The sequence below is a fragment of the Clostridium sp. NSJ-49 genome (assembly GCF_014287725.1).
In the GTDB taxonomy this organism is placed as follows: domain Bacteria; phylum Bacillota; class Clostridia; order Clostridiales; family Clostridiaceae; genus Clostridium; species Clostridium disporicum_B.
Genome location: NZ_JACOOP010000089.1, coordinates 1 through 7,309 on the forward strand (window position 1 = coordinate 1; position 7,309 = coordinate 7,309).

Below are 7,309 nucleotides of genomic sequence, written 5' to 3' on the forward strand. Positions count from 1 at the left end.
TCAATTTTATTGTAGGTTTGTTTACCATACAATAAAAAATTCAAACTTATATAATTTTCAAAGAGCGAGCAATTCTATGAAAAATCAAGCTATTTTTTCATATCAACTTAACAGATTCTTTGTTAACAATTTATTTACATTTTAATTTTACCATAGCTTAACTTCAAATAAAATAAAAAAATATATGCCTATAATAATTTATATACTTAAATATATTATAGACATATATTATATTAAATCTAATTACTATTTTATATTTACTAATTAATAGCTTCTTTATTCACCAATTCCACTCTTTTTAAAGTTTTCAACAAAACCTTCTGAAAGCTTATTTATAGGCTTCTTTAAAAGTAAAGCTACTAATAATGCTACTACTATATAAATTAGAGAAACAATAATATCTTTAGTTAATACTGACTGTACAACTCCACCAATAGCTTCTCTTGCAAAAGATATTGAATATGTAAATGGTAAGAATGGATTGATTACTTGGAAGAATCTTGGAGTTAGTTGAATTGGGAATGTTCCTCCTGATCCTGCTACTTGTAAAACAAGTAATACTATTGCTAAAACCTTACCTACATTTCCAAATACAGAAACTAAAGAATACACTATGAATGTAAATGTTATAGATGTAAATACTATTCCTGCAACAAACAATGCCGGATTAACACAATATATCTTTAGAATATATAAATCTCCTAATGCCACTATTAATGCTTGAATAATAGCAATTGTTAAATATAATAATAACTTACCAAAATAAACTTGTGTTGGAGTATATTCTCCATGTTTTTCTACTGATAACATTGAACTTAAAAGAGTCAATCCAACCCATAGTGATAAAACTGTATAGAATGGAGTCATTGCTGTTCCATAATTACCCATTGGATATAAGTTATTCTCTACTATATTTACTGGATTGGCTAAGAAATCACTTCTCTTTGCAACATCAGCCTTCAATAAATTAACTATATCTCTCAATTCCTGTTCATTACTAATACCAGCCATCTTATCTACTAAATCATTTATCATTGCTTCAGCTTGAGGTAGAACCTCTTTAACAAAAGCTATTCCTTCTTCACCTTTTTGAGCTCCTGCATATGCTGTATTTAGTATATCTTGTACTTGAGGTAGCTTAGCCTCTGCTCCTTTAAGTATGTCTAATGCTCCTCCTGCAACATTATAAGCTTGATTTAAGGTATCATTTAAAGCAGGTATTATTGTTGAATCATAATTTGCATATATTCCATCAGTAATATTAGCTATATCATTAGCAGCTGTAACGATATTATCTAATAGAGATAAATCTATTACTACTCCACTATCTACTTTAGTTTTAATATCGTTTAGAGTTCCTAAAGCTGTAGAAAGAGTATTGCTGATATTAGTCAAACTATCTATTGCATTACTTAAAGATCCTCCTGAGAACTTATTCAATGTATTTAAAATATTAAGTACTGAATCAGCTGTTGCTTTTAATCCATTAACCTTACTTATTAAGTTATCTACCATTGCCGGTGCATTATCAGCTCCTGAGTTAATTGCATTTTTTACCCCTTCAGTATATGTTGCAATATCCTTTGAAACTTCATTAACTATCTTAATATCTTGCTTAATAGTTGGTGATAACTTTTCTACTGCACCTTGAGAAGATGTAATGAAATTTTGTACTTCACTACTTAAATTTTGAGCATTAGTTAAAGTATCTTGAATCTTAGGAATATCATTTTGAATCTCTGTAATTAAAGTTTGAATCTTTTCTGCTCCATCTGCAGCTTTATCTACAGTATTATTTATATCACCAAAACTTCCTTGAATCTTTACTAACGAATTATATATTGTTGTTATTTTAGGAATTTGCTCTTCTAGTTGTATTCCTACCTCATTGGCAACTCCAAATATAGCATTACTAACTGTTTCAACTATTGATTTAGTTACTTGTTCCTGAAGTGCTGTTGCACCTTTGACAGTAATCTTAGGTGCTATTGCATTAACTTTCTCATTAACAGTATAAATAATTTCTCCCTTTGTAACATTGTCACTTAATATGGATGTTAAATTCTTTGAAAAATTTTCTGGGATTGTTATGCTTGCATAATAATTTCCATTTTCAACATTTCTTTCAGCTTCTTCTTCTGATACAAATTGCCACCCAAGCTGCTTATTGTCTTTAAGTTGACCTATAACTTCATCACCTATATTAATATCCTTACCACTAAAATTAGCTCCCTTATCAAGATTAACAACCCCAACTTTTATTCCACTGGTTGCGTCCTGTGAATACGGATCCCATGATGCCTTAATATTAAACCAAGCATATAAAGATGGTATTATACATAAGGCAGCTAGAACAATAATAGCTGCATAATTCTTAAATATGCTTCTAATATCATCCTTATAAATTTCAAATATCTTTTTCATCTTTTGTATCTCCTTATTACTATTAAATTAGTTCTCTTAGTATTATTTGTATATATTGTGGCAAATATTACTTTACTTTTTTCATTTGCATTTTAAATAAAACCACTCAAGCAACAATTGTAATCATATCCACATATAACTGTACTTCTATTAACTCCCCCATTCTCTCGAATTTATCTGTATATTATCATACTCATTATTATTTATAAGTCAAAATTCAAATTCTTTTATTTTCCCATCAATTTAGTTGTATTTTCATAATTAATTGTGATTAGCTTTTATTTTCTCAAAAATAGTTATACTTTAATAATCAATTTTTAGTTCTCTATATTTTTATTTTGTAAATATAATAAAAGGAGCTGTTTATAAAAACAACTCCTTAAATATAAAATATTTTTTTAACTAAAAGGTTTATAGACACTACTATCTAAATATACTTCTGATACACATTCTCCAGCTGAATTATATCCATATAAATAAGTATCAGCAGATAATGCTCCTGTTTGATAAGCTTTTGGCTCATAAGTTATTCCACCAGTAGCTTGGCTATTAGACCAAAACTCAGCAGTTATTGAACCACCACTAGAATATACATTAACAACAATTGGATAATCATAAGGATTTGTAAACACTAAATCTGGCCATTCATCACCTATAGTAGCATCTAAGCCTTGTGGAACATAACCAACAGTCATTTCATGATATGTTCTAAAATCAGGAATTATTCCTGCTCTAAGCTCAGCATTATATATAGTACTAGAAATCTGACATACTCCTCCACCATATCCTGGAACTACTTTCCCATTAAGATAAGTATTAGCAGCAACAAAACCATTTTCTGCTGTAGTAGGTCCTATAGCTTCTACAGTTGAAAAAGAATCTCCAGGCATAAGTAAAACATTACCTATCATACTAGCTCCTCTTTGAATATTTGTCCCACTTGGTCCTGCTGAAAAATAAGTTGTATATGAAGATATTTTTGTATCTACTGTTTGTAACGCTGCAGTTGTTATTTCTGGATCTACCTCTTCAAGATTTCCTTCAATCGAAACAAGGTCATCACCATTAACATCTTCTAATGCTGTTTTTATATTTGTAAATAACTCTTCTTTATTTAATCCATAACCAACTTGTCCATCTGTTACACTTATAGTATCCCAACTTATACTTATACTTGCATTTACTGCATCAACCTTAACTTGTTCAGCTATTGTATCTATGAATTCAGCAATTTTATCTTCATTATAAAGTATTTCAAACTCATAACTTCTACTTTCCGGTTCTTTTATAAGAGAAAGTTTTTCTTTAAAATTCTTATCTTTTCCAAAGTTCAAAAGTTCATTTTCAAAAGTCTCATAATCTATAGTTGTATCTAGATTTAAGTAACTTTTATCAAAATTAGAATCGCCAACAGCAACATTTATTTTTCTTGAAGAAATTTCATTAACCATTTCCTCTAAAACATTATGCAATTGACTCTTAGTAAATCCTGATACATCAGTATCTAATACAAAAGTTCCTGGATATACCTTATCTTCATAACTATTAACAAGTTTCTTATTTTCTGAATTAGTATAAGCTGCAGTAAATCCAACTAACACAAGCACTGCTAATACTGCAAAAAATAATATTTTCTTTCGTTTACTGGTAGGCTTTACTACTACTTCATTCGTTTGTGGTGCAATATTATTATCCATACACTTCTCCCCTATAACATAAAAGTATTATTCCATTTAATAATTCAATAGTTATATTATATAACTTTTAGTATTTTTTTACAATTAACATTCCTTTATCTTTTTCCGATAAAGTTAGATATAAGTCTACATAAAAATTTATTTTATTGTATACTAATATAGATAATAATAAACTTAAGGAGAAAAAAATGATTAAAACATTTAATGAACTTGACTTAAATTTAAATATAATAGAAGGTCTTAAAAAGCAAAACATTACAGAACCTACATTAATTCAACAATTAAGTATTCCAAAAGCATTGGAAAACAAAGATATTATTGGTGAAGCTCATACTGGTAGTGGAAAAACTTTAGCTTATCTTATTCCTTTATTCCACAAAATAAACACAGAAAAAAGAGAAATGCAAGCTATTATACTTGCTCCAACTCACGAACTTGTTATGCAAATAGAATCTCAAATAAAATTACTTAATACAAACTCTGAAACAAACGTAACTTCATTAACTATAATGGGTGAGTCAAATATTGAAAAGCAAATAAAAAAATTAAAAGATATTAAACCTCATATAATAGTTGGTTCTCCAGGTAGAATATTAGATTTAATAAGAAAGAAAAAGATAACTGCTCATACTATAAAAACTATAGTAATAGATGAAGCTGACTCATTACTTCGTAACAATAGAACTAGCGTTATAAAAGATATTATAAAAACAACTATGAGAGATAGACAGCTAATGTTCTTCTCAGCTAGTATAAGTTCAGAAGCTTTAAAAGAAGCAAAATCATTAGTTAAAGAAAATGTAGAAATAATTAAAACTGAAACAAAGACTTCTTTAAACCCAAACATAGAACACATTTGCATACTTGGCGATAATAGAGATAGATTCGAAAATTTAAGAAAACTTTTAGTAGCAGAAAAGCCAAAAAGAGCTATAGTTTTTGTTAATAACAACACAGAAATGGATGTGCTTACTAGTAAATTAATGCACCATAAAGTTAATGCTATATATATAAGTGGTAAATCATCTAAAGAAGATAGAAAAAAAGCTATCGATAGCTTCAAAAGCGGTAAATGTCCTGTTTTAGTTTCTTCAGATTTATCTGCAAGAGGTTTAGATATTCCTGATGTTACTCACATAATAAACCTTGACTTCCCTGGAAGCTCAAATGAATATCTTCATAGAGCTGGAAGAACTGCTCGTGGCTTAGGTTCAGGAAAAGCTATATCTCTAATAACAACAAAAGAAATCAAGTGGATAAATTCATACGAAAAAGAATTTAAAATTAAATTTATTCCTGCAAGACTATATATGGGTAAATTAGAAAGACTTGATTAATGCCTAAAAGTAAGTGAAAGGTTGCTTCGCAAGATCAAAGTTTTGACTTCGTCAAAGATTAAAATCTTCTTCGCAGAGTGGAAAGTTGACTTATAAGTAGAAAGAGCTTGATTTATTCAAAAATTTCTACTTTAGCTGCTTTTCCCTTTTTTCGTAAGCAAAACCTTTCCCTTCACCATAGGTGACTTTTTACTTTGCCGTTAGGAAACTACTTTGCGTAGCACTCTACTATTTCTCCATAGTAGATATAATGATAGTCATCTTTAGGATAATTCTTCTTTAATTCCTCCGGAAAGCTATCTTTGTGAATTCTATCCACATAAGTGATTTTACACTCATAGTACATATTGCAATTATCTACTACTGGCGTTTCTGTAAGCTTCGCTGGTACAAATTTTATATTTGCTTCCTTTTCTTTATCTATATCTCTTCCTGATTTTGTTCCACAAATAGTAAGAGCTTTTTTCATTTCATCACTATATGGAATACTTATAGTATAATCCTTAGCAGTTTGTATAAATTCATAAGTATATCTTTGAGGTCTTACCATAGCTACAAAAAAGGGTTTATTCCAGCTATATCCTACATACCCCCAGGAAATAGTCATAGTGTTTACCTTACCATTTTCTTTTACTGTTAAAAAAGCACCTCTTTTAGTTAGGTTCTCCATTGCCTCTGATAAATTTTCATAAAATTTCACTTTAACACCTCCAATATTTTCTATTATATCATATATGTCGTATATGCTAAAAATGAACCGATTCCAATTCCCTCTCAAAATAAAATATAAATAATACTACTTCTTAAAACCTAATATAAAGTAACTTCTTGCCAGCTCTAATATTTATCTAATATTTCAATATAGTTTTTATAACTACATATTGCACTGTTAATATTTATGTGATATTATTTTTATAAAGCAAATATTAAGATAATCAAAGTATTTTTTTTATAAAAGGAGGCCCTTATGAATAAAATTGCGTTAATTACAGATAGCACTTGTGGATTACCAAAGAAATATATAGATAAATATAATGTACACATTGTAAATTTAAAAATAATAAAGGGAGAATAAAGTAAAATTAAAGAAAAAATGAAACTGCGTAGAAGTATTTATACACAGTTTTTTAACTATTAAATAACTTAACTTTACAATAAGTTTTATATGAAAATGTTATAAATAATATTAGTGTACTTAATCCAAATATAAACCTATCTTCAGACAATAAATCAATAGATAGTAATATTAAAAATCCTAAATAAAAATATGAAAAAATTAAATGCTTTATAGATAAATTATTCTTTTGATTAGTAGACAATTCATCAAATAAGCTTGTTACTTTAGTATATAATTTAATGAAAAAACATAATATCAATAGAGCAGATAGTATTCCTCTAATAGATGAACCATTAATCAAATCATGTGCTGAAAAAAACATTAAGAGTCCAAGAGTAAAATAACATGATAGTAAATTTTTTAATTCTTTTATTTTATTTAACATTTTAGAATATCCCTTCCAAGTGGCTATATAACATTGATAATTAAACGTTGAATTATACAAATTGTACCACAAAAATGGTTCCGCATCAAATTAATTAGCGATATTAGAATAATTTGTAAAAAAATATATATAGTGATAATAGAGATGAGCATAATTGATCTTTTAAAAAGTGAATATTAATTAGAGATGAAAAAATAGGAAAATTAGGATTATTAGTAATAAAGTGACCTAAAAAAGGGCAGACTATCCCTATGAGGATAATAAAATGTAAAATATTAGGTTGTTAAAGAGCTAACTAGCTCGTTTAAGCTTGCTTAGAGAACAAATCTTATCTTCCTTTTTATTAACA

The 7,309-nt window shown here is 28.0% G+C and carries 6 protein-coding genes; 2 read left to right on the top strand and 4 right to left on the bottom strand.

The features are described from left to right. Positions 1 to 276: 276 nt before the first annotated feature. On the bottom strand, positions 277 to 2,424 hold the full coding sequence (locus H8S10_RS17495; protein ID WP_186839713.1) for a YhgE/Pip domain-containing protein: 2,148 nt from the start codon (positions 2,422 to 2,424) through the stop codon (positions 277 to 279). Between the two features lie 398 nt (positions 2,425 to 2,822). Further along, the gene (locus H8S10_RS17500) at positions 2,823 to 4,121 is read right to left on the bottom strand and encodes a VanW family protein (RefSeq protein ID WP_055263630.1); all 1,299 of its coding nucleotides are present in this window, start codon (positions 4,119 to 4,121) and stop codon (positions 2,823 to 2,825) included. Positions 4,122 to 4,309: 188 nt separating this feature from the next. Here H8S10_RS17500 and H8S10_RS17505 point away from each other — a divergent pair, with 188 nt between their 5' ends. Then, positions 4,310 to 5,458, top strand: a complete 1,149-nt coding sequence (locus H8S10_RS17505) for a DEAD/DEAH box helicase (protein WP_186839714.1) — start codon at positions 4,310 to 4,312, stop codon at positions 5,456 to 5,458. Between the two features lie 208 nt (positions 5,459 to 5,666). Here the strand turns inward: H8S10_RS17505 and H8S10_RS17510 are convergent, their stop codons facing one another. Continuing rightward, a complete protein-coding gene (locus H8S10_RS17510) occupies positions 5,667 to 6,158 on the bottom strand; it encodes a flavin reductase family protein (protein WP_231072544.1) in 492 nt (163 codons plus the stop codon). 267 nt (positions 6,159 to 6,425) lie between these two features. Here H8S10_RS17510 and H8S10_RS17515 point away from each other — a divergent pair, with 267 nt between their 5' ends. After that, the gene (locus H8S10_RS17515; RefSeq protein ID WP_186839715.1) at positions 6,426 to 6,533 is read left to right on the top strand and encodes a DegV family protein; all 108 of its coding nucleotides are present in this window, start codon (positions 6,426 to 6,428) and stop codon (positions 6,531 to 6,533) included. A gap of 52 nt (positions 6,534 to 6,585) precedes the next feature. Here the strand turns inward: H8S10_RS17515 and H8S10_RS17520 are convergent, their stop codons facing one another. After that, complete coding sequence (locus H8S10_RS17520; protein ID WP_186839716.1) at positions 6,586 to 6,960, bottom strand: hypothetical protein; 375 nt, start codon at positions 6,958 to 6,960, stop codon at positions 6,586 to 6,588. Positions 6,961 to 7,309 lie beyond the last annotated feature (349 nt).